Annotated in this window: 22 protein-coding genes; 6 read left to right on the top strand and 16 right to left on the bottom strand. The window is 73.6% G+C overall.

The window, feature by feature from the left end:
- Positions 1-225: 225 nt before the first annotated feature.
- A complete protein-coding gene (locus AB0M16_RS08465) occupies positions 226-1,605 on the top strand; it encodes an MFS transporter (RefSeq protein WP_365340180.1) in 1,380 nt (459 codons plus the stop codon).
- Between the two features lie 192 nt (positions 1,606-1,797).
- Here the strand turns inward: AB0M16_RS08465 and AB0M16_RS08460 are convergent, their stop codons facing one another.
- From AB0M16_RS08460 to hrcA, 7 genes are all read right to left on the bottom strand, one after another.
- Entirely contained in the window at positions 1,798-2,805 is a 1,008-nt protein-coding gene (locus AB0M16_RS08460; RefSeq protein ID WP_365340178.1) for an adenosine deaminase, read from the bottom strand.
- Between the two features lie 10 nt (positions 2,806-2,815).
- Positions 2,816-3,718 (bottom strand): ribonuclease Z, encoded by a 903-nt coding sequence (locus AB0M16_RS08455; protein ID WP_365340176.1) that lies wholly within the window; start codon positions 3,716-3,718, stop codon positions 2,816-2,818.
- 13 nt (positions 3,719-3,731) lie between these two features.
- Positions 3,732-4,091 (bottom strand): histidine triad nucleotide-binding protein, encoded by a 360-nt coding sequence (locus AB0M16_RS08450; protein ID WP_365340253.1) that lies wholly within the window; start codon positions 4,089-4,091, stop codon positions 3,732-3,734.
- A gap of 242 nt (positions 4,092-4,333) precedes the next feature.
- A complete protein-coding gene (locus tag AB0M16_RS08445; RefSeq protein ID WP_365340174.1) occupies positions 4,334-5,077 on the bottom strand; it encodes a 16S rRNA (uracil(1498)-N(3))-methyltransferase in 744 nt (247 codons plus the stop codon).
- Positions 5,074-6,225 (bottom strand): nitronate monooxygenase, encoded by a 1,152-nt coding sequence (locus tag AB0M16_RS08440; protein WP_365340172.1) that lies wholly within the window; start codon positions 6,223-6,225, stop codon positions 5,074-5,076. The genes AB0M16_RS08445 and AB0M16_RS08440 overlap by 4 nt, the downstream gene beginning before the upstream one ends.
- Before the next feature lie 156 nt (positions 6,226-6,381).
- Positions 6,382-7,521: a molecular chaperone DnaJ gene (gene dnaJ, locus AB0M16_RS08435; protein WP_365340170.1), complete on the bottom strand. Its 1,140-nt coding sequence runs from the start codon at positions 7,519-7,521 to the stop codon at positions 6,382-6,384.
- Positions 7,522-8,541, bottom strand: a complete 1,020-nt coding sequence (hrcA, locus tag AB0M16_RS08430) for a heat-inducible transcriptional repressor HrcA (protein WP_365340168.1) — start codon at positions 8,539-8,541, stop codon at positions 7,522-7,524.
- Positions 8,542-8,689: 148 nt separating this feature from the next.
- On the opposite strand from hrcA, the gene AB0M16_RS08425 reads away from it, so the two are divergent.
- Together AB0M16_RS08425 and AB0M16_RS08420 are read left to right on the top strand one after the other, a co-directional pair.
- On the top strand, positions 8,690-9,412 hold the full coding sequence (locus AB0M16_RS08425) for an MBL fold metallo-hydrolase (RefSeq protein WP_365340166.1): 723 nt from the start codon (positions 8,690-8,692) through the stop codon (positions 9,410-9,412).
- A gap of 129 nt (positions 9,413-9,541) precedes the next feature.
- Positions 9,542-10,345: a DUF3097 domain-containing protein gene (locus tag AB0M16_RS08420; protein WP_365340164.1), complete on the top strand. Its 804-nt coding sequence runs from the start codon at positions 9,542-9,544 to the stop codon at positions 10,343-10,345.
- A 396-nt stretch (positions 10,346-10,741) separates the two neighbouring features.
- Here AB0M16_RS08420 and hemW read toward each other — a convergent pair whose 3' ends face one another.
- The 3 genes from hemW to lepA all read right to left on the bottom strand — a co-directional run bounded on the left by hemW (position 10,742) and on the right by lepA (position 16,134).
- Positions 10,742-11,974: a radical SAM family heme chaperone HemW gene (hemW, locus tag AB0M16_RS08415; RefSeq protein ID WP_365340162.1), complete on the bottom strand. Its 1,233-nt coding sequence runs from the start codon at positions 11,972-11,974 to the stop codon at positions 10,742-10,744.
- Positions 11,975-12,170: 196 nt separating this feature from the next.
- Complete coding sequence (locus AB0M16_RS08410) at positions 12,171-14,048, bottom strand: long-chain fatty acid--CoA ligase (RefSeq protein WP_365340160.1); 1,878 nt, start codon at positions 14,046-14,048, stop codon at positions 12,171-12,173.
- A 214-nt stretch (positions 14,049-14,262) separates the two neighbouring features.
- Positions 14,263-16,134: a translation elongation factor 4 gene (gene lepA / locus AB0M16_RS08405; RefSeq protein ID WP_365340158.1), complete on the bottom strand. Its 1,872-nt coding sequence runs from the start codon at positions 16,132-16,134 to the stop codon at positions 14,263-14,265.
- Positions 16,135-16,319: 185 nt separating this feature from the next.
- On the opposite strand from lepA, the gene rpsT reads away from it, so the two are divergent.
- Both rpsT and AB0M16_RS08395 read left to right on the top strand, forming a co-directional pair.
- Positions 16,320-16,586 (top strand): 30S ribosomal protein S20, encoded by a 267-nt coding sequence (gene rpsT, locus AB0M16_RS08400; protein WP_030211082.1) that lies wholly within the window; start codon positions 16,320-16,322, stop codon positions 16,584-16,586.
- Positions 16,587-16,783: 197 nt separating this feature from the next.
- Positions 16,784-17,134 (top strand): hypothetical protein, encoded by a 351-nt coding sequence (locus tag AB0M16_RS08395; RefSeq protein ID WP_365340156.1) that lies wholly within the window; start codon positions 16,784-16,786, stop codon positions 17,132-17,134.
- 433 nt (positions 17,135-17,567) lie between these two features.
- On the opposite strand, the gene holA is transcribed toward AB0M16_RS08395, so the two are convergent.
- Positions 17,568-18,557, bottom strand: a complete 990-nt coding sequence (gene holA / locus AB0M16_RS08390) for a DNA polymerase III subunit delta (protein WP_365340154.1) — start codon at positions 18,555-18,557, stop codon at positions 17,568-17,570.
- 71 nt (positions 18,558-18,628) lie between these two features.
- Between holA and AB0M16_RS08385 the strand changes: the two genes are divergently transcribed.
- Positions 18,629-18,874: a hypothetical protein gene (locus AB0M16_RS08385; RefSeq protein WP_365340152.1), complete on the top strand. Its 246-nt coding sequence runs from the start codon at positions 18,629-18,631 to the stop codon at positions 18,872-18,874.
- Positions 18,875-18,961: 87 nt separating this feature from the next.
- Here the strand turns inward: AB0M16_RS08385 and AB0M16_RS08380 are convergent, their stop codons facing one another.
- The 5 genes from AB0M16_RS08380 to AB0M16_RS08360 all read right to left on the bottom strand — a co-directional run bounded on the left by AB0M16_RS08380 (position 18,962) and on the right by AB0M16_RS08360 (position 25,240).
- A complete protein-coding gene (locus tag AB0M16_RS08380) occupies positions 18,962-19,846 on the bottom strand; it encodes a YceI family protein (protein WP_365340150.1) in 885 nt (294 codons plus the stop codon).
- A 121-nt stretch (positions 19,847-19,967) separates the two neighbouring features.
- Positions 19,968-21,227, bottom strand: a complete 1,260-nt coding sequence (locus AB0M16_RS08375; RefSeq protein ID WP_365340148.1) for an MFS transporter — start codon at positions 21,225-21,227, stop codon at positions 19,968-19,970.
- A 2-nt stretch (positions 21,228-21,229) separates the two neighbouring features.
- Positions 21,230-21,889, bottom strand: coding sequence for a helix-turn-helix domain-containing protein (locus AB0M16_RS08370; protein ID WP_365340146.1), 660 nt, complete (start codon positions 21,887-21,889; stop codon positions 21,230-21,232).
- A gap of 94 nt (positions 21,890-21,983) precedes the next feature.
- Positions 21,984-24,467, bottom strand: a complete 2,484-nt coding sequence (locus AB0M16_RS08365; protein ID WP_365340144.1) for a ComEC/Rec2 family competence protein — start codon at positions 24,465-24,467, stop codon at positions 21,984-21,986.
- Complete coding sequence (locus AB0M16_RS08360) at positions 24,464-25,240, bottom strand: ComEA family DNA-binding protein (RefSeq protein WP_365340142.1); 777 nt, start codon at positions 25,238-25,240, stop codon at positions 24,464-24,466. The genes AB0M16_RS08365 and AB0M16_RS08360 overlap by 4 nt, the downstream gene beginning before the upstream one ends.
- Between the last annotated feature and the right edge of the window lie 230 nt (positions 25,241-25,470).

Below are 25,470 nucleotides of genomic sequence, written 5' to 3'. Positions count from 1 at the left end.
GATCCGGACAGTGTGCCCGAAGGGGGCGGCGAGACGGGGTGGACGCGACGATTCCGCGCCTTGATACCCACTCGACCCTCATCCAAACCGATCGTGACCCACATCACAGACCGAATCGGGGGATAACGGCTTCTCCGCCCACTCGGATGCTTGATACACATGGTGCCGCGATCCCGTGGATCCCCGGGCGCCGTCTCATTTCCCCGTTCAGTTCCTGGAACGCCCATGCCGTCGCGCCCTGCGCGTGCCCTGGCACCGCAATTCGCTCTCGTCGCCCTCTTCACCGCCGGTTACCTGGCCCCGTACCTCCTCCCGACCATCGTCGGCCGCCTGTCCGCGGGCCTGGGCCTGGGCCCGTCCCCGGCCGGCCTGGTCGGCTCGATCCTCCTCCTCGGCTCGGCGTCGGCGGGCTTCACGCTCGCGGCCCGCGCGGACCGCGTCGGGCCGCGGCGGGCGGCGCGACTGGGCCTCACGGCCATGGTCGTCGGCTACGGCGTGGCCGCGGCGACGCACGAGCTGCCGCTGGTGGTGCTCGGCGCGGTGGTCGGCGGCTTCGGCTCGGGCACGTCGACGGCGGTCGCCGCGGCGGGCATCGCGGGCCGCCCGGACCCGCACCGCGCGTCGGCGCTCGGCCTGTTGTCGGTGTCGGCGACGGCGGGCGCGCTGTACCTGACGCTGCCGCGACTGGGCGGGGGCCATGCGCTGCCGTTCGTGGCGATAGCGGCGCTGGCGATGGCGGTATGGCCGACGACGGGAGCCCTGGCACCGCCGACGCGGCCCGGCGTGCCGGCCGCCCGGGAGGCACCCGGAGCACCCGGGGTGCCGCTCGGGGCCGCGGCCCCGTCGGCCACTCCCCTCCCCCACCGCCGCGCGGGCACGACCCTGGCGGGCGCCATCCTGCTCTGGTCGATGGCGCAGAACGCGCTGTGGGGGGTCAGCGGCCGGATCGGCCTGACCCAGGCGGGCCTGTCGGAAGTGGCCCTGGGCGCGGTCTTCGCCGTCGCGCTCGGCGCGGGCCTGGCGGGCGTGGTGGCGGCGGGAGCGCTGGGTTCGCGGCTGGGCCGGGCGGTCCCGATCGGCGCGGGAACGGCGCTGATCGCCGGCTGTGTCCTCCTGAGCTCGGCCGCGGTGACCCCGGCGAGCTTCGCGGCGGGCGAGATCGCGTGGAACGCCCTCTACCCCGTCGTCCTCTCCTACGTCCTCGGCCTGGCCGCGTCCCTGGACCCGCGGGGCCGCTGGGCGGTCCTGGTCGGCTCGGCGTCGTCCCTGGGCGTGGCGTGCGGCCCGGTCACGGGCAGCGTCCTGTCGGAGGCGGCGGGCTACCAGGGCATGGGCCTGACCCTGTGCGCCCTGCTCCTGCTCGTCGCCGCCCCCATGACGGCCGTGGCCCGCCACGCCTCGGGCCGCCCCCTGGTCCCCGGCTCCGTCCGCCGCCGCGGCGGCGCCCCGGCGGCCGTCCTGGCCGCGACCACCACCCCGACCCCGGCCCTCGTCCCCCAACTGGGCGCCCCGGAACAGGACATCGCCCCGATCCGCCTGGACACCCCGGCCGACCGCGCGACGAGGTCGGGCTTCGACCTGGCCCGCCCGTCGGACCGGGCGTAGGAGCCCGAGCGCCCGCCGGACGAGGCGCGGGCGGGGAGGGTCGGAGCGGGTCGGGTCGGGGCGAGTCAGGCAGGGGCGGGCCGGAGCGGGTCGGGCCGGAGCGGTTCGTGCCGGAGCGGGTCGGGGCGGATCGGTCGGGGCGGATCGGGCGGGGCGGATCGGGCGGGGCGGATCGGGCGGGGGTGGCTCGCCTCAGGCGCCCGGCTCCGCCGCGAAGTCGTACGCCTCGACCTCCGCCAGGTACCCCGCCCGTCGCTCCTCCTCGTCGTCGAGGAAGGACGCCAGGAAGGAGTTCCGGGCCAGCGTCCGAAGCTGCTCGGCGGACAGCCCCAGCGCGTCACGGACCGCCGTGAAGTTGTCGCCGACGTAGCCCCCGAAGTACGCCGGATCGTCCGAGTTGACCGTGGCCACGAGACCCGCGCCCAGCATCGCCCGCAGCGGATGGTCCTCGATCGTGTCGGTCGCGCGCAGGCGGACGTTGGAGAGGGGGCACAGGGTCAGCGGAATCCGCTCCCGCACCAGGCGCTCCACGAGCGCGGGGTCCTCCAGGCAGCGCAGGCCGTGGTCGACGCGCTCGACGCCGAGGACGTCGAGGGCCTCGGTGATGTACGACGGCGGGCCCTCCTCCCCCGCGTGCGCGACCCGCCGCAGGCCGAGGCGGGCGGCGGCCTCGTACACCTCGCGGAACTTGGCCGGCGGATGCCCGACCTCGGCGGAGTCGAGGCCGACGCCGGTGATCCGGTCCAGGTACGGCTTCGCGGCCTCCAGCGTCTCCATCGCCGACTCCGCGGACTCGTCGCGCAGGAAGCACATGATGAGCCGGGTGGAGATCCCGTGCCGCTCCTCGGCACGGTCGAGGGCCGCGCCGAGCCCCTCGACCACCACCCCCAGCGGCACGCCCCGCGCCACGTGCGCCTGCGGGTCGAAGAAGATCTCGGCGTGCCGCACCCCCTGCTCCGCGGCCCGCGCCAGATAGGCCTCGGCGAGCTCGGTGAAGTCCTCGGCGGTGCGCAGGACCCCCATCAGCGCGTAGTACAGGTCCAGGAAGGACTGCAGGTCGCTGAAGCGGTACGCCTCACGCAGCGCCTCGGTGTCCGCGTACGGCAGCGTCACCCCGTTCCGCGCGGCCAGCGCGAACGCCAGCTCGGGTTCGAGGGTGCCTTCGATGTGCAGGTGCAGTTCGGCCTTGGGTACGGGCATCGGGAGCGTTCTACCTCTTCGGTACGGGGACCCTCATCAGGTCCTGGGCAATGCTCAGTTCCCCCTCGAACCCGGCGGCCCGCGCCTGCCGCTCGAACTCCTCCGGTTCGGCGTACCGCTGCGAGAAGTGCGTCAGCACGAGATGCCGCACGCCCGCGTCCCGGGCGACGGCCGCCGCCTGACCGGCCGTCAGGTGTCCGTGGTCGGTGGCGAGCCGGACGTCCTCGTCGAGGAAGGTCGACTCGATGACGAGCATGTCGGCTCCGTCGGCGAGTGCGTACACACCGTCGCACAGCCGGGTGTCCATGACGAAGGCGAACCGCTGACCGCGCCGCACCTCGCTCACGTCCTCCAGCGTGACGCCGTTCAGGACGCCCTCCCGCTGGATCCGCCCCACGTCGGGCCCCTTGATGCCGTGCGCGGCGAGCCGCTCCGGCAGGAGGCGGCGTCCGTCGGGCTCGGTCAGCCGGTAGCCGTACGACTCGACGGGGTGCGAGAGCAGCCGCGCGTCGAGCGTGTACGCGTCGGTGACGGCGAACGGCCCGTCGGCGGCGACGGGCTCCTCCACCAGGCGCACGGTCTGGCGATAGGCGGTCGCGTACCGCAACCGCTCGAAGTACTCCTGCCCGCTCGCCGGGTAGTGCGCGGTGACCGGGTGCGGCACCTGGTCGAGGTTGATCCGCTGGATCACCCCGGCCAGGCCGAGCGAGTGGTCGCCGTGGAAGTGCGTGACGCAGATCCGGTTCAGGTCGTGTGCCGCGACCCCGGCCCGGAGCATCTGGCGCTGGGTGCCCTCACCGGGGTCGAAGAGGATGCCGGTCCCGTCCCAGCGCAGCAGGTAGCCGTTGTGGTTGCGGTGCCGGGTCGGGACCTGGCTGGCCGTGCCGAGGACGACCAGTTCGCGTACGGACAAGGGAGGTCCCGGCCTATCCGGGCGGCCAGTTGAGGCCGCGGCCGCCGAGGACGTGGGCGTGCGCGTGGAACACGGTCTGGCCGGCGCCGGCGCCGGTGTTGAAGACGATGCGGAAGCCGCTGTCGTCGACCTTCTCCTGCGCCGCGACCTCACCGGCCTCACGCAGTATGTCGGCGGCGACGGTCGGCGCGGCCGCCGCGAGGCTGGCGGCGTCCGGGTAGTGCAGGCGCGGGATGACCAGGATGTGGGTCGGCGCCTGCGGGTTGATGTCGCGGAACGCGAGGGTCGTCTCCGTCTCGCGCACGATCGTCGCCGGCACCTCCCCCTCCGCGATCTTGCAGAACAGGCAGTCGCTCTGCGGCTCTCCGGCCATGGCCCGGGCCTCCTCGCCTCCGTCGATCATCAGTACACGCGCATGCTATCGGGACCCGACCGGCTCCCCGCCGACGCCCGACACCCCGTCCGGCGTACGCGGCCACGGCCCACGCCCCCGCGCCGAGCACCGGCCGTAGCTGACGGAACCCGGTGCGGCCGACGGTCGCGTGCGGAGTCCGACGGCGGCGTCCGGCGTCCGGCGTCCGGCGTACGGCGTCCGGCGTACGGCGTCCGGGCAGGCTAGGACCAGCGTCCCGTGCGTCCGAGCACGAGCGCCGCGGCCGCCGTCCCGGCCGTGGAGGTGCGCAGGACGCTGTGCCCGAGGCGGTACGGCCGGGCGCCGGCGCCCTCGAAGAGCGCCAACTCCTCCGGGGACACGCCGCCTTCGGGCCCCACGACGAGCACGATCGAGCCCTTGTCCGGCAGCTCGGCGGTGGCGAGCGCCCCGCTCGGGTGGTCCCGGTCCTCGTGCAGGACGGCCGCGAAGTCGGCCTCCGCGAGCAGTGCGGCGACCTGCTTGGACGTCATCAGGTCCGCCACCTCGGGGAAGCGGGTGCGGCGCGACTGCTTGCCGGCCTCGCGGGAGGTGGCCCGCCACTTCGCGAGCGCCTTCAGACCGCGGTCGCCCTTCCACTGCGTGATGCAACGGGACGCGGCCCACGGAACGATCGCGTCGACGCCGGTCTCGGTCATGATCTCGACGGCCAGTTCGCCGCGGTCACCCTTGGGAAGGGCCTGGACGACGGTCACGTGGGGCGCCGGCGGGGGCTCCTCGTGGTCCGCGGAGACCTGGACGGTCAGCTGGTCCTTGCCCTCGGCGGACACGACGAGGCACTCGGCCCAGCGCCCCCGCCCGTCGGTCAGGACGACCTCCTCCCCGGCGCGCAGCCGCTTCACCGAGACGGCGTGCCGGCCCTCGGGCCCGTCGAGGAGGAAGCTGCCGCTCCCGGGAACGGAGTCGACGACGAAGACGGGTGCGGTCACGAGGTGCTCCTGGTGCGTGGGGTGCCGACGGGACCGGGGGTACCGGTCGCACCGGCGGATTCGGTGGTGGCTGCGGTGCCGGGGAGGACGGAGAGGGCGGCGTCGAGTTCCTCGGCGAGGACCTCGACCAGCCGGCCGGCCGGGAGCTCCCGGGCCAGCCGGTGGCCCTGTCCGGCCCACAGGGCCATCCCCTGCGGGTCGCCGGCCGTCGCGGCGGCCTTGCGCAACGGGGCCGTGAGGTGATGGACCTCGGGGTACGCGGCGGGGGCGTACGGCCCGTGCTCGCGCATGAAGCGGTTGACGAGCCCCCGCGCCGGACGCCCGGAGAAGGCCCGGGTGAGCTCGGTGTGGGTGAACAGCGGATCGGTGAGGGCCCGCTTGTGCAGCGGGTGCGCCCCCGACTCGGGGCAGGCGAGGAACGCGGTGCCGAGCTGCGCGGCGTCCGCGCCCGCGGCGAGCACGGCGGCGATCTGCCGGCCGCGCATGATCCCGCCGGTCGCCACCAGCGGCAGCCGGACGGCCTCGCGCACCTCGGTGAGCAGCGGCAACAGCCCGCGGCCCCGGCCCGGGGCGGGGCCGTCGGCCGGGTCGTCCCGGTGGGTGCCCAGGTGCCCGCCCGCCTCGGCGCCCTGGACGCAGACCGCCCCGGCCCCGGCGCGCTCGGCGGTCCGGGCCTCCTCGACGGACGTGACGGTGACGATCGTGAACGTGCCGACCCGCGCGAAGGCGTCCAGCGCGTCGCGGTCGGGGCAGCCGAAGGTGAAGGAGACGACCGGGACGGGGTCGTCGAGGAGGATCGCCAGCTTGGCCTCGTACGCGTCGTCCCGCCCGTGCTCCGCGTCGCCGAGCGGCGTCTCGTACCACGTCGCCTCGCCGGAGAGCTGGTGCCGGTAGACCTCGACGGCGGCGGCGTCGGGTGCCTGCCCGCCGGGCGGCATGAGGAGGTTGACGCCGAAGGGCCGCGCGGTGAGCCCGCGCACCCGCTTGACCTCCTGGTAGAGCCCGCCCGCGGTCTTGTACCCCCCGGCGAGGAACCCGAGCGCCCCCGCCTCGCACACGGCCCCGGCCAGCTCGGGACAGGAGGCGCCGCCCGCCATGGGGGCCTGCACGATCGGATGACGAGAGAGATCGTTCAGCGGGGTGGACATGCAGGCATCGTGCCATGCCGGAACGGCCGGGCCGAATCCGTACGGGACCGGGGAACCCCGGCACCGCAGACCCGTGCGGGCGCCCCGCAGACCGGCGAAACGCCGAGGGGCGGTCCCGCGTTTCCGCGGGACCGCCCCTCGGCGTGGTGCGTCGGCTCAGCGCCCGTTGAACGCGTCCTTCAGACGCGAGAACAGCCCCTGCTGGCCCGGCTGGAACTGGCCCGTCGGGCGCTCCTCGCCACGCAGCTTGGACAGCTCGCGCAGCAGGCGCTCCTGCTCCGGGTCGAGCTTCGTCGGGGTCTGGACCTCGACGTGGACGATCAGGTCGCCCCGCCCGTTGCCGCGCAGGTGCGTGACGCCGCGGCCGTGCAGCGGGATCGACTGGCCGGACTGGGTGCCCGGGCGGATGTCGACGTCCTCCAGGCCGTCCAGCGTCTGCAGCTGCACCTTCGTGCCGAGCGCGGCCGCCGTCATCGGGATGGTGACCGTGCAGTGCAGGTCGTCGCCACGCCGCTGGAAGACCTCGTGCGGGACCTCGTGGATCTCGACGTACAGGTCGCCGGCGGGGCCGCCGCCGGGGCCGACCTCGCCCTCGCCCGCGAGCTGGATGCGGGTGCCGTTGTCGACACCGGCCGGGATCTTGACCGTGAGCGTACGGCGCGACCGGACGCGCCCGTCGCCCGCGCACTCGGGGCACGGGGTCGGGACGACGGTGCCGAAGCCCTGGCACTGCGGGCAGGGCCGGGAGGTCATGACCTGGCCCAGGAAGGACCGGGTGACCTGGGAGACCTCACCACGGCCGCGGCACATGTCACAGGTCTGCGCGGTGGTGCCGGGTGCGGCGCCCTCACCGGAACAGGTGGTGCAGACGACGGCCGTGTCGACCTGGATGTCCTTGGTGGTGCCGAAGGCCGCCTCGTCGAGGGTGACCTCCAGGCGGATCATCGCGTCCTGGCCGCGCCGGGTGCGCGAGCGCGGGCCGCGCTGGGACGCCGTACCGAAGAAGGCGTCCATGATGTCCGAGAAGTTCCCGAAGCCGCCCGCACCGAAGCCGCCCGCGCCGCCCGCGCCGCCGGAGGCGGACAGCGGGTCGCCGCCGAGGTCGTAGACCTGCTTCTTCTGCGGGTCCGAGAGCACCTCGTAAGCGGCGTTGATCTCCTTGAACCGCTCCTGCGTCTTCGGGTCCGGGTTCACGTCCGGGTGAAGCTCACGGGCGAGACGGCGGAAGGCCTTCTTGATCTCGTCCTGCGACGCGTCGCGGCGTACGCCCAGTACGGCGTAGTAGTCGGTGGCCACTTACGACTCCGCCAGGATCTGTCCGACGTAACGTGCCACTGCGCGTACCGCTCCCATCGTTCCGGGGTAGTCCATGCGGGTCGGTCCGACCACGCCGAGTTTGGCGACTGCCTCGCCGCCGGAACCGTAGCCGACCGAGACGACCGACGTGGACGTCAGCCCCTCGTGGGCGTTCTCGTGCCCGATGCGTACGGTCATGCCCGACTCCTTGGCCTCGCCGAGCAGCTTGAGGAGCACGACCTGCTCCTCGAGGGCTTCCAGCACGGGCCTGATCGTCAGGGGGAAGTCGTGTCCGAAGCGGGTCAGATTGGCGGTGCCGCCGATCATGAGCCGCTCCTCCTGCTCCTCCACGAGGGTCTCGAGGAGGGTCGCGAGCACGGTCGAGACCGTGCCGCGGTCCTCGATCTCCTCGAAGGAGTCCGGCAGGTCCTGCACCAGCTGCGGCACGTCGGCGAACCGGCGGCCGACGACCCGGCTGTTGAGCCGGGCCCGCAGGTCGGCCAGGGAGGTCTCGCCGAAGGGCGCCGGGCAGTCGATCACGCGCTGCTCGACCCGGCCGGTGTCGGTGATGAGCACCAGCATCAGCCGGGCGGGAGCCAGCGACAGCAGTTCCACGTGCCGGACCGTCGAACGGGTCAGCGAGGGGTACTGCACGACGGCGACCTGCCGGGTCAGCTGCGCGAGCAGCCGGACCGTGCGGCCGACGACGTCGTCGAGGTCGACGGCTCCGTCGAGGAAGTTGTGGATCGCCCGCCGCTCCGGGGTCGACAGCGGCTTGACGCCCGCGAGCCGGTCCACGAAGAGGCGGTAGCCCTTGTCGGTGGGGATGCGGCCGGCACTGGTGTGAGGCTGGGCGATGAAGCCCTCCTCCTCCAGGACGGCCATGTCGTTGCGCACGGTGGCGGGCGACACGCCGAGCTTGTGCCGCTCGGTCAACGCCTTGGAGCCGACCGGCTCCTCCGTCCCGACGTAGTCCTGGACGATGGCGCGCAGCACCTCGAGTCTGCGTTCGCTGAGCATCGCGCGCACCTCCAGCTGTCGATCCGGTTTCCGGTTGCTCCGCTTTTGGCACTCGCCCTGCCCGAGTGCCAGGAATCCCCCGGCCAGTGTACGGCGGCCGACATCGCTCCTGGCAAGGAGGCGGGGTCGGAGCGGTTAGCGTCACGCCATGGACCTGGACTGGGAAGCGTACGACTGGGAGCGGCTCGGGGACGGGGTCGGCAGGCGCCGGCTGCCGGGCTGGGACGCCACGGTGGGCCTGGTCGTCGGGCGGGACGCGGTGCTGCTGTACGACACGGGCGGCACCCTCGCGCAGGGTGCCGAGCTGCGCGCCCAGGTGACGGCACTCACGGGCCGCCGGAGGGTGACGCATGTCGCACTGAGCCATCCGCACTTCGACCATGTGCTGGGCACGGCCGTCTTCGCGGGGGTCGAGGTGTTCGGCGCGGTCGGTGTGGACGCGCTGCTGCGCCGCGGGGCGGAGGCGCTGCGGGCGGACGCGGTGCGGCACGGGGTGGACGAGCGGGCCGCGGCGGAGGCCTCGGAGATCCTGGTCGCCCCGCGGCACACGGTCTCGGGCGAGTGGACGCTCGACCTGGGCGGGCGCCAGGTCCTGCTCGCCAACGTCGGCCCGGGCCACACGGGCCACGACCTGGCGCTCCTGGTCCCGGGCGAGCGGGAGATCGTCTTCTGCGGCGATCTCGTGGAGGAGTCGGGCGAGCCGCAGGCGGGCCCGGACGCGATCCCGGGCCGCTGGCCGGCCGCCGTCGACCGCCTGCTGTCCCTGGGCGGCGAGGACGCGGTGTACGTGCCCGGGCACGGCGCACTGGTGGAAGCGGACTTCGTCCGACGCCAGCGGGATGAACTGGCACGCCGCTTCGACGTGTCGTAGCGTCGCCCGAATACGTGGCCACGCCCCGGACATGACGCCTCGTCGGCTCCGCCCTCCCGGCGGCCGCCGCGCGGCCCCGGCCTCCCCCGGCGGCATCTCGTGCCCCTCGCCCAGGACAGAATCGAGCCCATGCGCAGCTACGACCCGGACCTCACTCCCGCCTGGAAGCGCTCGGCCCCCGTGCCGGAGGTCCCGGCGGACCACGACCTCGTCGTCGAGGAGGTCTCGACGGGCTTCTGCGGGGCGGTGATCCGCTGCGAGGCGGGCACGGTCACCCTGGAGGACCGCTTCGGCAAGCAACGGGTCTTCCCGATGGAACCGCGCGGCTTCCTCCTGGAGGGCCGGGTGGTCACCCTGGTCCGCCCGTCCCGCCCGGCGCCCGCGAGTCCCGCCCGTACGGCCTCCGGCTCGATCGCGGTCCCCGGCGCCCGGGCCCGCGTCGCCCGGGCCGGCCGGATCTACGTGGAGGGCCGCCACGACGCCGAGCTGGTGGAGCGCGTCTGGGGCGACGACCTGCGCATCGAGGGCGTGGTCGTGGAGTACCTGGAGGGCGTCGACGACCTCCCGGCCATCGTCGCCGACTTCGCCCCGGCCCCGGACGCCCGCCTCGGCGTCCTGGTGGACCATCTGGTGGAGGGCTCCAAGGAGTCCCGCATCGCCGCCCGGGTCACCTCCCCCGACGTCCTGGTCGTCGGCCACCCCTACATCGACATCTGGGAGGCCGTGAAGCCCTCCTCCGTCGGCATCCGCGCCTGGCCGGCCGTCCCCCGCGGCCAGGACTGGAAGACCGGCGTCTGCCGCGCCCTCGGCTGGCCCGAGAACACCGGCGCGGCCTGGCAGCACATCCTGTCCCGGGTCCACTCCTACAAGGACCTGGAGCCGGCGCTCCTGGGCCGGGTGGAGGAACTCATCGACTTCGTCACGGCTCCGTAGGGGCTCCGTCCCCTCAACTCCCCACCACATGCGGGGTGGTCACAGGATCGCGGCGTTCTCGGCCTGTGGGACATGAGGGGGGCTCATGGAGACGCGGGGTCTGCCGTGGGAGTACCGGGCGAAGGGTCCACGGTCACGCGGGACCGGAGCCCGTCCCGGGCCGGCCCTCCGGCCGGGAGGCGCCCGGTGCGCGCGCCGGCGTGAGGCCCGTCGGCGGCCCGGGACCAGGTCGTGTCCGTGAAGCCCGCCCGGCTCGTGACGCCTGGCACGCTCGCCGCGTCGTCGGGATCACCCGGGTACGCACGGCACGAGGGCGACCCTCCGCCCGGCGCTCGCACGCACCGGGCGCCGCGAGCCCCGCCCCGCGGGCGGACGGCGCTCCTTCCCGGACGGGACCTAGTCGACCAGGTCCCGCACGACCGCGTCGGCCAGGAGCCGCCCCCGCAGGGTCAGCACGGCCCTCCCCTCGGCGTACGGCCCGGGGTCGAGGAGTCCGTCCGCGAGGGCCCGCTCGGCAGCCGCCAGCCCTTCGGGCTTGAGCAGTCCCAGCTCGACGCCCTCCCGGAGCCGCAGCTCGAGGAGCACCCGCTCGACCCGTCGGTCCTCCTCCGACAGGACCTCGCGCCCGGCCCCCGGAGACTTCCCGGACCCCAGCGCCGCCGCGTACGCGCCGGGGTGCTTGACGTTCCACCACCGCACCCCGCCCACGTGGCTGTGGGCGCCCGGCCCCGCGCCCCACCAGTCGGCGCCGCGCCAGTACAGCTCGTTGTGCAGGCAGCGGCCGGCGTCGGAGGTGGCCCAGTTGGACACCTCGTACCACGCGTAGCCCGCCCGGGACAGCACGTCCTCGGCCATCAGGTAGCGATCGGCGTGCACGTCGTCGTCGGTCATCGGTACCTCGCCGCGCCGGATGCGCCGCGCCAGCTGTGTGCCCTCCTCGACGATCAGGGCGTACGCGCTGACGTGGTCCGGCCCGGCCCCGATCGCCGCGTCCAGGGAAGCCCGCCAGTCGTCGTCGGACTCGCCGGGCGTGCCGTAGATGAGGTCCAGGTTCACGTGCTCGAAGCCAGCCGCCCGCGCCTCGGCGACGCACGCCTCGGGGCGACCGGGGGTGTGGCTGCGGTCGAGGATCTTCAGGACGTGCTGCCGGGCGCTCTGCATGCCGAAGGAGATCCGGTTGAAGCCGCCCTCGCGCAGCGTGGCCAGATACGCGGGGTCGACGGACTCCGGATTCGCCTCGGTCGTCACCTCGGCGTCGTCCGCGAGCCCGAACTCGTCCCGGACGACCGCGAGCATCGACACGAGATCGGCCGCGTCGAGCAGCGTGGGGGTGCCGCCGCCGACGAAGACGGTCCGCACCGGGCGGGGGTCGTCGCCGAGGACCTTGCGCGCGAGCCGTATCTCCTCGGCCACCTGCCCGGCGTAGTTCTCGCGGGAGGCGAGCACGCCGCCGGCACCGCGCAGCTCGCCGGCGGTGTAGGTGTTGAAGTCGCAGTAGCCGCAGCGGGTGGCGCAGTACGGCACGTGCAGATAGAACCCGAGCGGTCGCTCCCCGGCGCCCTGCAGGGCGCTCACGGGCAGCGCACCGTCCTCGGGCATGGGCTCACCATCGGGCAGTACGGAAGGCATGAGCCCATTGTCCCGTACCGCCCGAGGTGCGCCCCGCGCCTGTGGAAAACTCCGGAAGTCCCAGGTCGGCCGAGGTCGGCCGGGGCGGCCGGGGCGGCCGGGGTCGGCCCGCCTCAGCCCCGTCAGGTCGCGCAGGGCCCGTCAGGTCGCGCAGGCCCGCCGGGCCCCGCGGCCCGACGAGGCTCCGTCCGACCCGTCAGGCCTCCCGCGCCCCCGTGTACATCTCGTCGATCAGGTGCTGGTACGTCCGCTCCACCACCGGGCGCTTCATCTTGAGGCTCGGCGTGAGCTCGCCGTGCTCGACGTCGAGGTCACGCGGCAGGAGGCGGAACTTCTTGATCGTCTGCCAGCGCTGCAGACCCTCGTTGAGGCGTCCGATGTAGCCCTCGATCAGCTGCTCGACCTGCGGGGAGGCGACGACCTCCGCGTAGGACTTGCCGCCGAGCTCGTGCTCGGCCGCCCAGCCGAGGATGGCGGGCTCGTCGAGGGCGATGAGCGCGCTGCAGTAGTTCCGGTCGGCGCCGAGCACCACGATGTTGGAGACGAACGGACAGACGGCCTTGAACTGGCCCTCGATCTCCGTCGGCGCGATGTACTTGCCGCCGGAGGTCTTGAACAGGTCCTTCTTGCGGTCGGTGATCCGCAGGTAGCCGTCGGCGGACAGTTCGCCGATGTCACCGGTGTGGAACCAGCCGTCCGGCTCCAGGACCTCCGCGGTCTTCTCCGGCAGCCCGTGGTAGCCCTCCATGACGCCGGGGCTGCGCAGCAGGATCTCGCCGTCGTCGGCGATGCGGACCTCGGTGCCGGGCAACGGCTTGCCGACGGTGCCGGTGCGGTAGGCCTCGCCCGGGTTGACGAAGGAGGCGGCGGAGGACTCCGTGAGGCCGTAGCCCTCCAGGATGTGGATGCCGGCGCCGGAGAAGAAGTAACCGATCTCCGGGGCGAGCGCGACGGAGCCGGAGACGGCGGCGCGCAGCCGGCCGCCGAAGGCCTCGCGGAGCTTCTTGTAGACCAGCGCGTCGGCGACCTTGTGCTTCGCGGTGAGGCCGAAGGGCGCCGAGGCGGTGCCGGTGCGGCGGAAGTTGTCCTGGGTGACCTTCGCGTACTCGCGGGCGACTCCGGCCGCCCACTGGAAGATCTTGTACTTGGCCGCGCCGCCCTCGCGGGCCTTGGCGGCGACGCCGTTGTAGACCTTCTCGAAGATGCGCGGGACGGCGGCCATGTAGGTGGGCTGCACGACCGGCAGGTTCAGGATGATCTTGTCGATGCGCCCGTCGACGGCGGTGACGTGGCCGACCTCGATCTGGCCGGAGGTGAGCACCTTGCCGAAGACGTGGGCGAGCGGCAGCCACAGGTACTGCACGTCGTCCTGGGTGACCAGGCCGGTGGCGGCGATGGCCTTGGCCATGTACGACCAGTTGTCGTGCGGGAGGCGGACGCCCTTGGGGCGGCCGGTGGTGCCCGAGGTGTAGATGAGGGTGGCGAGCTGGTCGGAGGTGATGGCCCCGACGCGCTCCTTCACGGCCTCCGGGTGCTTCTCCAGGTAGGCCTTGCCGCGCGCCTCCAGATCGGCGAGGGTGACCACCCACTCGTCGGAGGTGTCCGCACCCTCGGGGTCGATGACCACGACGTGGTGGAGGTTCGGCAGATCGGCGCGGCGTTCGACGGCCTTGGCGAGCTGGGCGGCGTCCTCCGCGATCAGGACGCGCGAGTCGGAGTCGGAGAGGATGAACGCCGACTCCTCGGCGTTGGTCTGCGGGTAGATCGTGGTGACGGCGGCGCCGGCGCACATGACGCCGAGGTCGGCGAGGATCCACTCGACCCGGGTCGAGGAGGCGAGCGCGACCCGCTCCTCCGGCTGCACCCCGAGGTCGACGAGGCCGGCGGCGATGCCGTAGACGCGTTCGGCGGCCTGCGCCCAGCTGAGCGACTTCCAGTCGTCCGGCCCCTGGCCGGAGGAGGCGGGAACCGGGTAGCGGTAGGCCTCCGCGTCCGGCGTCCGCTCGACTCGCTCAAGGAAGAGGGTCGCCACGGACGGCGGCCGGTTCTCGATCAGGGTCTGTGTGTCGCTCACGACGTCCTCCGGGCGGCGGCGGTGCGGTCAGGCGGTGGGTCGGACAGTGCGTAACTAACTGGCGAGTAACCTTCGAGCGGCTTCAGAGTAGAGCGCCGGAGACTGGCGCGTAAGGGCTTGCATATAACGAACGGGTCTGCACGCTCTCGGCGCACAGACCCGTTCGGCGTACATGTCCATGTACGAGGCAGCTACTTCACCGCCTGGGCTCCGCCTACTTCTTGGCCTTGCCGCCGGCCGCGTCGTCGCTCGACAGGACGGCGATGAAGGCCTCCTGCGGGACCTCCACGGAGCCGACCATCTTCATCCGCTTCTTGCCTTCCTTCTGCTTCTCCAGCAGCTTCCGCTTACGGGAGATGTCACCGCCGTAGCACTTGGCGAGGACATCCTTGCGGATGGCGCGGATGGTCTCACGGGCGATGACCCGGGAGCCGATGGCGGCCTGGATGGGCACCTCGAAGGCCTGGCGCGGGATGAGCTCGCGCAGCTTGGCCACGAGCCGCACACCGTAGGCGTACGCCGCGTCCTTGTGGGTGATCGCCGAGAAGGCGTCCACCTTGTCGCCGTGCAGCAGGATGTCGACCTTGACCAGGCTGGAGGCCTGCTCGCCGGTGGGCTCGTAGTCGAGCGAGGCGTAGCCGCGGGTCTTGGACTTCAGCTGGTCGAAGAAGTCGAAGACGATCTCGGCCAGCGGCAGGGTGTAGCGGATCTCGACGCGGTCCTCGGAGAGGTAGTCCATGCCGAGGAGGGTGCCGCGCCGGGTCTGGCACAGCTCCATGATCGAGCCGATGAACTCGGTGGGGGCGAGGATCGTAGCGCGAACGACCGGCTCGTACACCTCGCTGATCTTGCCCTCGGGGAACTCGCTCGGGTTCGTGACCGTGTGCTCGGCGCCGTCCTCCATGACCACGCGGTAGACCACGTTGGGGGCGGTGGCGATCAGGTCGAGACCGAACTCGCGCTCCAGGCGCTCGCGGATCACGTCGAGGTGGAGCAGACCCAGGAAGCCGACGCGGAAGCCGAAGCCGAGGGCCGCGGACGTCTCGGGCTCGTAGACCAGCGCGGCGTCGTTGAGCTGGAGCTTGTCGAGGGCGTCGCGCAGCTCGGGGTAGTCCGAGCCGTCCAGCGGGTACAGACCCGAGAAGACCATCGGCTTCGGGTCCTTGTAGCCGCCGAGCGCCTCCTCGGCGCCCTTGCTCTGGGAGGTGATCGTGTCACCGACCTTGGACTGGCGGACGTCCTTCACGCCGGTGATCAGGTAGCCCACCTCGCCGACGCCGAGGCCGTCGGCCGGCAGCATCTCGGGCGAGTTCGTGCCGATCTCCAGGAGCTCGTGCGTGGCGCCGGTCGACATCATCTTGATGCGCTCGCGCTTGTTGAGCTTGCCGTCGACGACACGGACGTACGTGACGACACCGCGGTACGAGTCGTAGACCGAGTCGAAGATCATCGCGCGGGCGGGGGCGTCAGCGACGCCCACCGGGGCCGGGATGTCCCGGACGGCCCGGTCGAGCAGCGCCTCGACGCCCAGGCCGGTCTTGGCGGAGACCTTGAGCACGTCCTCCGGCTGGCAGCCGATGAGGTTGGCCAGCTCCTCCGCGAACTTCTCCGGCTGGGCGGCCGGCAGGTCGATCTTGTTGAGCACCGGGACGATGGTGAGCTCGTTCTCCATCGCCAGGTAGAGGTTGGCGAGAGTCTGCGCCTCGATGCCCTGGGCGGCGTCCACCAGCAGGATCGTGCCCTCGCAGGCGGCCAGCGAACGCGACACCTCGTAGGTGAAGTCGACGTGCCCGGGGGTGTCGATCATGTTGAGGATGTGCGTCCGGCCCTGCTCCGGCCCCTCGGTGGGGGCCCAGGGCAGACGGACCGCCTGGGACTTGATCGTGATGCCGCGCTCACGCTCGATGTCCATCCGGTCGAGATACTGGGCGCGCATCTGCCGCTGGTCGACCACGCCGGTCAGCTGGAGCATCCGGTCGGCAAGCGTGGACTTGCCGTGGTCGATGTGCGCGATGATGCAGAAATTGCGGATCAGAGCCGGGTCGGTACGGCTCGGCTCGGGCACGTTGGTAGGAGTCGCGGGCACGCAGGGTTCTCGTCTCGGGCGATGTTCAGAACGGATACGTAGGCTCCATGGTCCCATGACTGCGGGCCGGTGCTCGGTTTGGGCGGTGTGGAGAGCGGCTGATACCGTGGACAGCTGTGTCTCGTGTGCCCTCTCAGCTGCGCGGCACATCCTGAAGAAACATCGAACCTGTAAAGGCTCTTTTCGTGGCGAACATCAAGTCCCAGATCAAGCGGAACAAGACCAACGAGAAGGCGCGCCTGCGCAACAAGGCCGTCAAGTCGTCGCTCAAGACCGCGATCCGCAAGGCCCGTGAGGCTGTCGCCGCCGGCGACCTCGAGAAGGCCACCGTTGCCGCTCGTGCCGCCTCGCGTCAGCTCGACAAGGCTGTCTCGAAGGGTGTCATCCACAAGAACGCCGCCGCCAACAAGAAGTCGGCGCTGGCCACCAAGGTTGCCTCCCTCCAGGGCTGAGCTCTGATGTGACACGGCCGTACGGGACCCAGCGGGCCCTCTAACCGCTCCCGCCCGGCCACCCGGCTTCGTACGCGAGACGCGTTCGCCACGCGTGTACGGGCCACCAGCTTGTACGCCGAAGGCCCCGCCGCCCTCCTTCCCCAGGAGGCGACGGGGCCTTCGGCGTTCCCCACCCCCGCGCTCAGGCTCGGAGCGTGACCGACTTCCTGCCGCTCCTCGTGATCGCCCTGGCGCTCGCCGCGCTGCTGGGCCTGCTGGCCCGCCTGGCCGTCGTGGTGCGCCGCCGGGGCACGGCGGGCGCGGCGATCACGGCGGCGATGGCCGCGCACGACGAGGCGTTCCGGATCACCGCGCACGAGTCGTACGTGGAGGTCCGGGCCCAGGCCGAGCGCAGGGCTCCGCTCCTGTCGCGCGAGGGACCCTGGACGGAGCGCGCACCGCTTTCGCCCCGGCGCCGCCCGGGCCTTCTCACCCGCGCGGCACGCCGCACGGGACTCCTCGGCCGCCGGACCCGACGCGGCGCCCGCGGCCCCCGCAACGACTGACCGCCACCGCGGCAGGATCGGCATCCGACGGACCGGACGACCTCCCGGGCGAGCGCGACGCCCGCGCCCCGGGCGGGTCGAGGTCCCGGGCCGGATCGACGCCCGCGTCGGATCGGCGTCCGGGTCGGATCGGCGTCCGGGTCGGATCGGCCTCTCGCGTGCCGGGTCGGCGTGCGGTGTCCCGTCCGGGTCGGCCGCCGGGCCGGCTCCTGCGTCCCGGCCGAATCGACGTCTGCGCCGGAACGACGTCCAGCGCCCCGGCCGAATCGACGTCTGCGCCGGATCGACGTCCAGCGCCCCGGCCGGATCGACATCCCCGTCCCGGCCGAGCGGACGCCCGCGCCGGATCGACGTCCCTCGTGCCGGATCGGCGTGCGGCGTGCCGAACCGGCGCGCGGTGTGCCGAACCGGCGTGCGGTGTCCGGCGGTCGTTTCAGGCGCGGCGCATGCGGGCGGCGCGGGCGATGGTGACCACGGCCTTCTCCAGGGCGTACTCGGGGTCGTCGCCGCCGCCCTTCACGCCGGCGTCCGCCTCCGCGACCGCCCTGAGGGCGACCGCCACGCCGTCGGGGGTCCAGCCACGCATCTGCTGGCGCACCCGGTCGATCTTCCACGGCGGCATGCCGAGCTCCCGCGCCAGGTCGGCCGGACGGCCTCCGCGCGCGGAGGAGAGCTTCCCGATGGCCCGCACGCCCTGGGCGAGCGCACTGGTGATCAGCACGGGCGCGACCCCGGTCGACAGCGACCATCGCAGCGCCTCCAGCGCCTCCGCGGCCCGCCCCTCGACGGCGCGGTCGGCGACCGTGAAGGACGAGGCCTCGGCGCGACCGGTGTAATAGCGGCCGACGACCGCCTCGTCGATCGTCCCGTCGACGTCCGCCGTCAGCTGCGCCGCCGCAGAGGCGAGCTCGCGCAGATCGCTGCCGATCGCGTCGACGAGCGCCTGGCACGCCTCGGGCGTGGCCGAACGCCCGAGCGTCCGGAACTCCTGCCGCACGAACGTCAGCCGCTCCGCCGGCTTCGTCGTCTTCGGGCAGGCCACCTCCCGCGCGCCCGCCTTGCGGGCCGCGTCGAGCAGTCCCTTGCCCTTGGCGCCGCCCGCGTGCAGCAGCACCAGGCTGATCTCCTCGGCCGGAGCGTCGATGTAGGCCTTGATCTCCTTGATCGTGTCCGCCGACAGGTCCTGCGCGTTCCGCACGACCAGGACCTTGCGCTCGGCGAAGAGCGAGGGACTGGTCAGCTCGGCCAGCGCGCCGGGCTGGAGCTGTTCGGGGCCGAGGTCGCGCACGTCCGTGTCGGCGTCGGCGGCGCGGGCCGCCGCCACCACCTCGCGGACCGCGCGGTCCAGCAGCAGGTCCTCCTGGCCCACGGCGAGCGTGACGGGGGCGAGGAGATCGTCGGGGGAAGACTTCTTGGTGGCCATCGCGCTCCAGCATCCCACGCGCCACCGACACCGGGTCCGTCCCCGGCCCGGCCGTCGTCGAGAATGTGCACGTGAGCGATGTGAGACACGTACTGGTCCTGCCCGACCGCGACGCGGCCCAGGAGGTCGCCGAGGAACTCCCCGACCGCTTCGGCGTCGCCGAGGAGCCGCAGCTCGTACGCGACGCCCTGGCCGGCGAGGACGACGCCGAGGACGCCCAGTGGCTGGTGGTCGTCGAGGACCCGGACGGCAGCCTGGACCCGAAGGCCCTGGACGCCCTGGCCGCCGAGTACGAGGGCTGGCTGGAGGCTCCGTAGCGCCGCGCGGCCGGGGGCGCCTCGCCGACCGCGCCGGGCTCGCGGCGCCTGGCGCACGCCCTGGTCCGGCCCGGCCGATGACGCTCCCTAGGCCTGCGTCTTCGGCACGATCTGGACGTCCAGATCGATCGTGATGCTCGAACCGACCGCCGCGATCCCGCGGGCGAGCAGCGTCTGCCAGGTCAGCGTGAAGTCCTCGCGGTGCAGTTCGGTGGTCGCCCGGCAGGCGCCCCGGGTCTCGCCCCGCAGGCCGTTGCCGAGACCCAGGTACTGGGTGTCGAGGGTGACCGTGCGGCTGACGCCGTGCAGGGTGAGCGCGCCGGTGACCGCCCAGCGGCTGCCGCCCTTGTGGACGAAGCGCTCGCTGTAGAACTCCAGGGTGGGATAGGCGCCGACGTCGAGGAAGTCGCCGGACCGCAGATGGTCGTCGCGCATCCGCACGCCGGTGTCGATCGAGGCCGCGTCGATCACGACGTGCATGGCGGACTGCTCCATGCGCTCGGCGATCCGGACCGCGCCGGCGAAGCTGTTGAAGCGGCCGTGGATCCGCGCGAGGCCGATGTGCCGTGCGGTGAAGCCGATCTGGGAGTGCATCGGGTCGATCTCCCAGTCGCCCGGCTCGGGCAGCGGCTGCTGGGGCGCGACCTGGAGCAGCACGTCGCCGAGGCTCGCGTGTGCGCTCTGCGCGACGACGGCGTTGCCGTGGTACGGCGTGTAGCCCTCGGCCGTCACCGCGAGCCGGTACTCCCCGGCCGGCACGGTCGCGAGGAGGCTGCCGTAGGGGTCGGTCTCGCCTGCGAGGACCTTGCGGCCCGCCGTGTCGCTGACGACGAACTCGGCCTGGCGGACCGGCTCGCTCACGGGGTCCAGGACCCGGCAGCTCAGGACGCCCGCCGACGCCGGCACCGCGAGTCCCGCGAGCGGGCCGCCCCGGAAGGCTCCCGCGCGACGCTTACCGAACAGACCGAACACTTCACGTACCCCCGGACAAACCGCTCACGTTTCCGCTTCAACGAAGACGCATTCGATCACTGTTGCGTCGTTCGAGGCAAACGGCGCAAGTGTTACCGGAGGTCCGAATTGAACATTACGCTTACACGTGTGATCCGACAGCGGCCCGTTCCGGCAGCTCGCGCAGGCGCGGCAGCGGCGAGGGCAGCAGCCACACCACCGCGAAGACCGCGCCCACGGTGGCGAGCCAGAGCGTGGGCCGCAGCCCGAGCGCCGTGCCGAGCAGACCGCCGGCGAGCGCGCCGAGCGGGCGGAAGCCGTGGTTGAGGGTCCGGAAGGCCCCCATCACCCGGGCGCGGACGGCGTCGGGTATCAGCGCCATCTGGAACGACCCGGACGCCACGTCGACCACCATCACTCCGACGCAGGAGAGAAACTCGGCGACGAAGAGCAGTCCGAGGACCAGCGGCAGCGGGCCGCTCGCGGCCGGTATCAGCAGCAGCGGCAGGGTGAATCCCAGGAAGCCGGCGACGAGGCAGGGCCCGATGCCGATCCGTCGCACGACCGCCCCACTGCACGCCGCCCCGATCAGCCCGCCCACGGCGCCGGCGGCGAGCACGGCGCCCAGCACACCCGCGCTCAGGCCGAGTTCGGTGGTCGCGTAGAGCACGAAGAGCGTGTGGAACATGTAGTTGAAGAACTGCACCGTGCCCGAGGCCGCGAACAGCGCGCGCATCGACGAGTCCCGCAGCACCCAGCGGAGCCCCTCGGTGAAGTGCCCCTTCTCGACCGGCGCCGGCGCGGGTTCGGCGGGACTGATCCGGGCCAGGTACCCGGCCGACACGACGTAGGTGAGCGCGTCCGCGAGCAGCGCGAAGGGCGCGGTGAGCAGCTGCACCAGCAGGCCGCCGATCCCCGGACCCGCCAGCCAGGCCGTCGAACGGCTGCCGTTGACGAGCGAGTTCGCCTGCACGTACCGCTCGGTGGGCACGAGCGACACGAACAGCGTGGCGTTGCACGCCTCGAAGAGCACCGTCAGCGCTCCCACCCCGAAGGCCACCGCGTAGAGCTGACCGAGCGTCAACGCGTCGAGCAGGTAGGCGACCGGCAGGGTCAGCAGCAGCACCGCCCGACCGAGGTCGGCCGCGATCATCGCGCGCCGCCGCCGGGCCTGCCGGTCCGCCCAAGCCCCGAACGGCAGGTTCAGCAGCAGCGCGGGCAGCAGCTCGGCCGCCTTCAGCCAGCCCATCTCGGTGGCGTCCGCCCCGAGGACGAGAACGGCGGCGAGCGGGAGCGCCATCAGGGAGATCTGATCGCCGACGAGGGAGACCGTCTGACCGGTCCAGTACCGCCGGAACGGCCGCTCGCGCAGCAGCGCGGGTATACGTGCACCGATCGCCATGTTCACTCCCCCTCGTCGTCGACTTCCGTGCCGCCCGTATCGTCCGAGCTGCCCGTGTTCTTGCCGTCCCGCTCCGTGCCGTCCGGGATCTCGCGGTCCAGGAAGGCCATCTGCAGGAAGGCGACGGCCTCGGCCCCCTCGGGCCGCAGCGCCGGGTCGCGCTCCCGCTCCTCGTACGGCCGCAGCAGCTCCTCGATCCGCTGCCCGAGGCCGTTGAGCTCCTCGGGAGTCAGATGGAACAGCGTGTCGCCGAACCGCTCGGCCTCCCGCCACTCCCGGGGCAGCGTGTGCCGGTTCGCCACTGCCCGGAGGACCCGCTGGAAGTACAGCTCGATCGCGGCCCCGCTGAGCGCGTCCGCCGCCTCGGCGACGGCCGCGTCCTCACTGTGGTCCGGCCACTCGGTGTACTGGGCCGTCGCCCGCCAGGGCTTCTCCCGCCCCTTGCCGCCCGGGGCCTGCTCGACCAGTCCGTACTTGGCGAGTATCCGCAGGTGGTAGGAGCAGCTGGCGACGGACTCGCCGGTCAGCTCGGCCGCCCGGGTGGCGGTGAACGGTCCGCTGCGCCGCAGCAGTCCCACGAGGGTCATCCGCGTCGGATGGGCGTAGGCCCGCAGGGCCCGGGGGTCGGTGAGTCGGATACTGCGAGGCTGCTGCTCCGTCATGATGTAAACATATCTTTAGAAAGACTCCTTTACAAGGATTGCTTTACAAGCCCTCCTCCGTGAGGAGGGCCGTACGCGGCCAACCTGGACCGCCTCAACCTGCTCCGGTGCCCGCCGTGTGCGCCGTCAGCCCGGCCCCTGCCCCGGTCACCGCGATCGCGCCCGCCCGGTCCGTGCTCAGCACCCGCGCCCCGCCGGCCCGCAGCGCCCCCACCGTCAGCGGCGAGGGATGACCGTACGGGTTGTCCCGGCCCGCGGACACCAGCGCGAGCCGCGGCCGTGCCGCCCGTATCAGCCCGGGGTCCTGATGGGCCGAGCCATGATGGGCGACCTTGAGCACGTCGACGGGCGGCAGCGCCGGATACGCCCGCACCAGGGCCTGTTGCGCCGGGGGCTCCAGGTCACCGAGCAGCAGCAGCGTCACCCCGCCGACGGTCCGGACGAGCAGCGTGACACTGGCGTCGTTCGGCCCCGACTCCGCCGGCTCCGTCGGCTCGCCCGCATCCCTCGCCCCCGCGGGGCCCGTCGCGCCGGGACCGACCCGCGGCCACAGCACCCGCCACTCCAGCGGCCCGAGCCGGCGCCGCTCCCCCGCCCCGGCCCGCACCAGCGGCACTCCCGCCGCCCGCGCCGTGCGCCGCACGAACTCCGCCTGCCCCGGTGGCTCTTCCAGTCCGGTCACCTGGATCGCACCGACCGCCCGCCCCCGCAGCACCCCCGGCAGGCCGGCCACGTGGTCCGCGTGGAAGTGGGTGAGCACCAGGAGCGGGATCCGGCGCACCCCGAGGTCCCGAAGGCACCGGTCCACCGGCTCCGGGTCCGGCCCGGCGTCCACCACGACGGCACTGTCCCCGCCCGCCGCGAGGACGGTCGCGTCCCCCTGACCGACCTGGCACATCGCGAAGACCCAGCCCGCCGGCGGCCAGCCCGTGACCACCCGGACCAGGGGCGGCGGCCGCACCACGGCCAGGAACAGCAGCGCGGCACAGCCCACCCCGACCCACCGCCGGAAGGGCAGGCGCCACAACGCGAGGAGCAGCAGCCCGGACAGCAGCGCGAGCAGCAGGCCGCCCCACCAGCCGTCCGGCCAGGCCGTCTCCGCGCCGGGCAGCTCCGCCCCGGTGCGGGCCACCTTCGCGATCCACCCGGCCGGCAGGCCCGCGACCCGCGCCACCGCCTCCGCGGCCCCCGGCCACACGGCCGCGAGGGCCAGGGCGGCGAATCCGAGGACCGTGGCCGGGGCCACCGCGGGCTCCGCGAGGAGATTGGCGGGGACCGCGACCAGGCTCACCCGGGCCGCGAAGACCGCCACGACGGGCGCGCAGATCACCTGCGCCGCGAGCGTCGCGCCCAGCGCCTCGGCGATCCGGCCGGGCACCCGGCGCCGCCGCAGCGCATCGCTCCAGCGCGGCGCGACCGTGAGCAGCGCCCCCGTGGCCAGGACGGAGAGCAGGAAGCCGTAACTCCGGGCCAGCCAGGGGTCGTAGAGCACGAGGACGAGCACCACCGCGGCCAGCGCCGGGATCAGCGAGCGTCGTCGGCCGGTGGCGATGGCGAGCAGGGTGACGAGCCCGCACGCCGCCGCCCGCAGCACGCTCGGATCGGGGCGGCACACGACCACGAAGGCGAGGGTCAGCCCTCCCCCGGCGAGCGCCGTGGCCCGCAGCGGGATGCCGAGCCTGGGGGCCAGCCCGCCCCGTTCGACCTGCTGGGCCGTGCCGGGCCTGCCGATGAGCAGCAACAGCACGACCGTGAGGTTCGAACCCGACACGGCCAGAAGGTGAGTGAGATCGGTCGCCTCGAAGGCCTCCTTCAGCTCGGGGCCGATCCGGGAGGTGTCGCCCACCACGAGGCCCGGGAGCAGCGCCCGGGCGTCCGGCGCCAAGCCCTCCGTCGCCCGCCGCAGCCCGGCCCGCAGCTCCCCGGCCGTCCGCTGGAGGGCGCTGGGCGGCGCGACCGTCCGCGGCGGCCCGTCGGCATCGGCTCTCAGCACCGCGGCGACGGTGTCGCCGGACCGCGCCGGCGCGAGCCGTCCCTCCACCGCGATCCGGGTCGAGGGCAGCAGTCCCAGCCACTCGCGCCGTCCTTCCTTCGCGGGCACGAGCACCAGGACCGGTGCTCTCGTGCGGTGCTCGGCACCGTCGCGCCCCTCGACCCTGACCACCTCGCCCGCGACGACCACGAACACCGGGGCCGCCCGGCTGCCACGCACCCTGGGGTGGGTGAGCCGGGGATCCGCGGTGACCGTCACCTCGGCGGCCACCCGGGCTTCCGTGCGCGCGAGTTCGGGCACCGGGCCGCGCCTCAGGTCCGCCGCGTGCAGCCCGCCCGACGCGGCCCCGGCGGCGGCGCAGAGCAGCACGCCGGCGCATGCCGCCGCCCGCAGTCCGCACCGCCCCGCCGGCGCCAGGAGCAGCGCCGCGCCGGCGAGGCAGAGCAGCACCCCCGCGACGGTCCACCAGCCGGCGACGCCCACGGAGAGCGCCGCCCCGCCCCAGGCGGCGAGGGCCGGCGGGACGAGCCGGAGATCGGCCGGCCCCTCGTCCCTCCCGGGCGGATGGCGGATGTCCTCGCTCATGGCCTGACCAAGGGGGCGAGGTCCGCGAACCGGCGTGCGCCGATCCCGTTGACGTCGCGCAGCTCGGCGACCGAGCGGAACCCCCCGTGCTCGACGCGGTGCTCCACGATGTGCCGGGCGAGCACCGGGCCGACCCCGGGGAGCCCGTCGAGCTGTTCGAGGGTCGCCGTGTTGAGGCTCAGCGGGGCCGCCGGGACCGTCGGCCCGAGGGCCGCACCGCCGCCCCCGGCCGTCGCCCCACCGGTCCCGGCACCGCCCGGTCCCGTGCCGCTCGCCAGGGCGCCCGGCAGGCCGACCACCACCTGTTCGCCGTCCAGGAGGACCCGGGCCCGGTTGAGTCCCGTCAGGTCCGTCCCGGGGCGCACACCGCCCGCCGCGCGCAGGGCGTCGGTGACACGGGATCCGGCGGGCAGCGTGAACACCCCGGGTCGGAGCACTTTGCCTCCGACATCCACCACGATCACCGCGGAGGCACCGGCAGCACCCGCGCCCGCACCGGTCCCGGCCGCGGCCCCCGACCCCTGCGGCGAGGGCTCCGCGGACCCCAGGAGCGGCGGTGCGGTCTCCGGCAGCGGCCGGGTCGCCGCGACCACCTCGGGTGCCTCGACCTGCTGGGGCCGCCCCGTCCAGAAGAAGGCTCCGGCGATGCCCACGGCCACGGCCAGGACCACGGCGAGGGCGGCCAGCGAGCGCCGTTCGAGCCCGCACCGGGACTGGATCCACAGCGGCAGGCGGTCGCGCAGCGCCAGCCGTAGGAGCTCACCGCGTGGCACGGGCGGTTCCGGTCCGGCCCGCTCCTCCACCGGGAGTTCGGGCGGTTCCTGAGGTTCGGGCGCGCGCGGCCCGGGTGGCGCCGCCGGCGGGAACAGCGCCTCGCCCCTGCGTCGCAGCGCCTCCGACGCGGGGCCCGCCGCGTGCCGCCCCGGCCGGCCGGCCCGGGACGCCCGAGCCGTCCGGGTCCGCAGGCGTGTGGCACGGCCGTCCGATCCCGGCTCCCGGCCGG

This window comes from Streptomyces sp. NPDC051921 (assembly GCF_040680975.1).
Classification (GTDB): domain Bacteria; phylum Actinomycetota; class Actinomycetes; order Streptomycetales; family Streptomycetaceae; genus Streptomyces.
This window is presented reverse-complemented; position numbering and strand designations above follow the sequence as displayed.

Coding starts and splice junctions, on each gene's coding strand:
- AB0M16_RS08375 (WP_365340148.1), bottom strand. CDS start 21,227: ATGGCGATCGGTGCACGTATACCCGCGCTGCTGCGCGAGCGGCCGTTC.
- AB0M16_RS08450 (WP_365340253.1), bottom strand. CDS start 4,091: ATGGCCGGAGAGCCGCAGAGCGACTGCCTGTTCTGCAAGATCGCGGAG.
- AB0M16_RS08460 (WP_365340178.1), bottom strand. CDS start 2,805: ATGCCCGTACCCAAGGCCGAACTGCACCTGCACATCGAAGGCACCCTC.
- AB0M16_RS08370 (WP_365340146.1), bottom strand. CDS start 21,889: ATGACGGAGCAGCAGCCTCGCAGTATCCGACTCACCGACCCCCGGGCC.
- AB0M16_RS08425 (WP_365340166.1), top strand. CDS start 8,690: ATGGACCTGGACTGGGAAGCGTACGACTGGGAGCGGCTCGGGGACGGG.
- hemW (WP_365340162.1), bottom strand. CDS start 11,974: ATGCCTTCCGTACTGCCCGATGGTGAGCCCATGCCCGAGGACGGTGCG.
- hrcA (WP_365340168.1), bottom strand. CDS start 8,541: ATGCTCAGCGAACGCAGACTCGAGGTGCTGCGCGCCATCGTCCAGGAC.
- AB0M16_RS08440 (WP_365340172.1), bottom strand. CDS start 6,225: ATGTCCACCCCGCTGAACGATCTCTCTCGTCATCCGATCGTGCAGGCC.
- AB0M16_RS08420 (WP_365340164.1), top strand. CDS start 9,542: ATGCGCAGCTACGACCCGGACCTCACTCCCGCCTGGAAGCGCTCGGCC.
- holA (WP_365340154.1), bottom strand. CDS start 18,557: ATGGCCACCAAGAAGTCTTCCCCCGACGATCTCCTCGCCCCCGTCACG.
- AB0M16_RS08465 (WP_365340180.1), top strand. CDS start 226: ATGCCGTCGCGCCCTGCGCGTGCCCTGGCACCGCAATTCGCTCTCGTC.
- AB0M16_RS08365 (WP_365340144.1), bottom strand. CDS start 24,467: ATGAGCGAGGACATCCGCCATCCGCCCGGGAGGGACGAGGGGCCGGCC.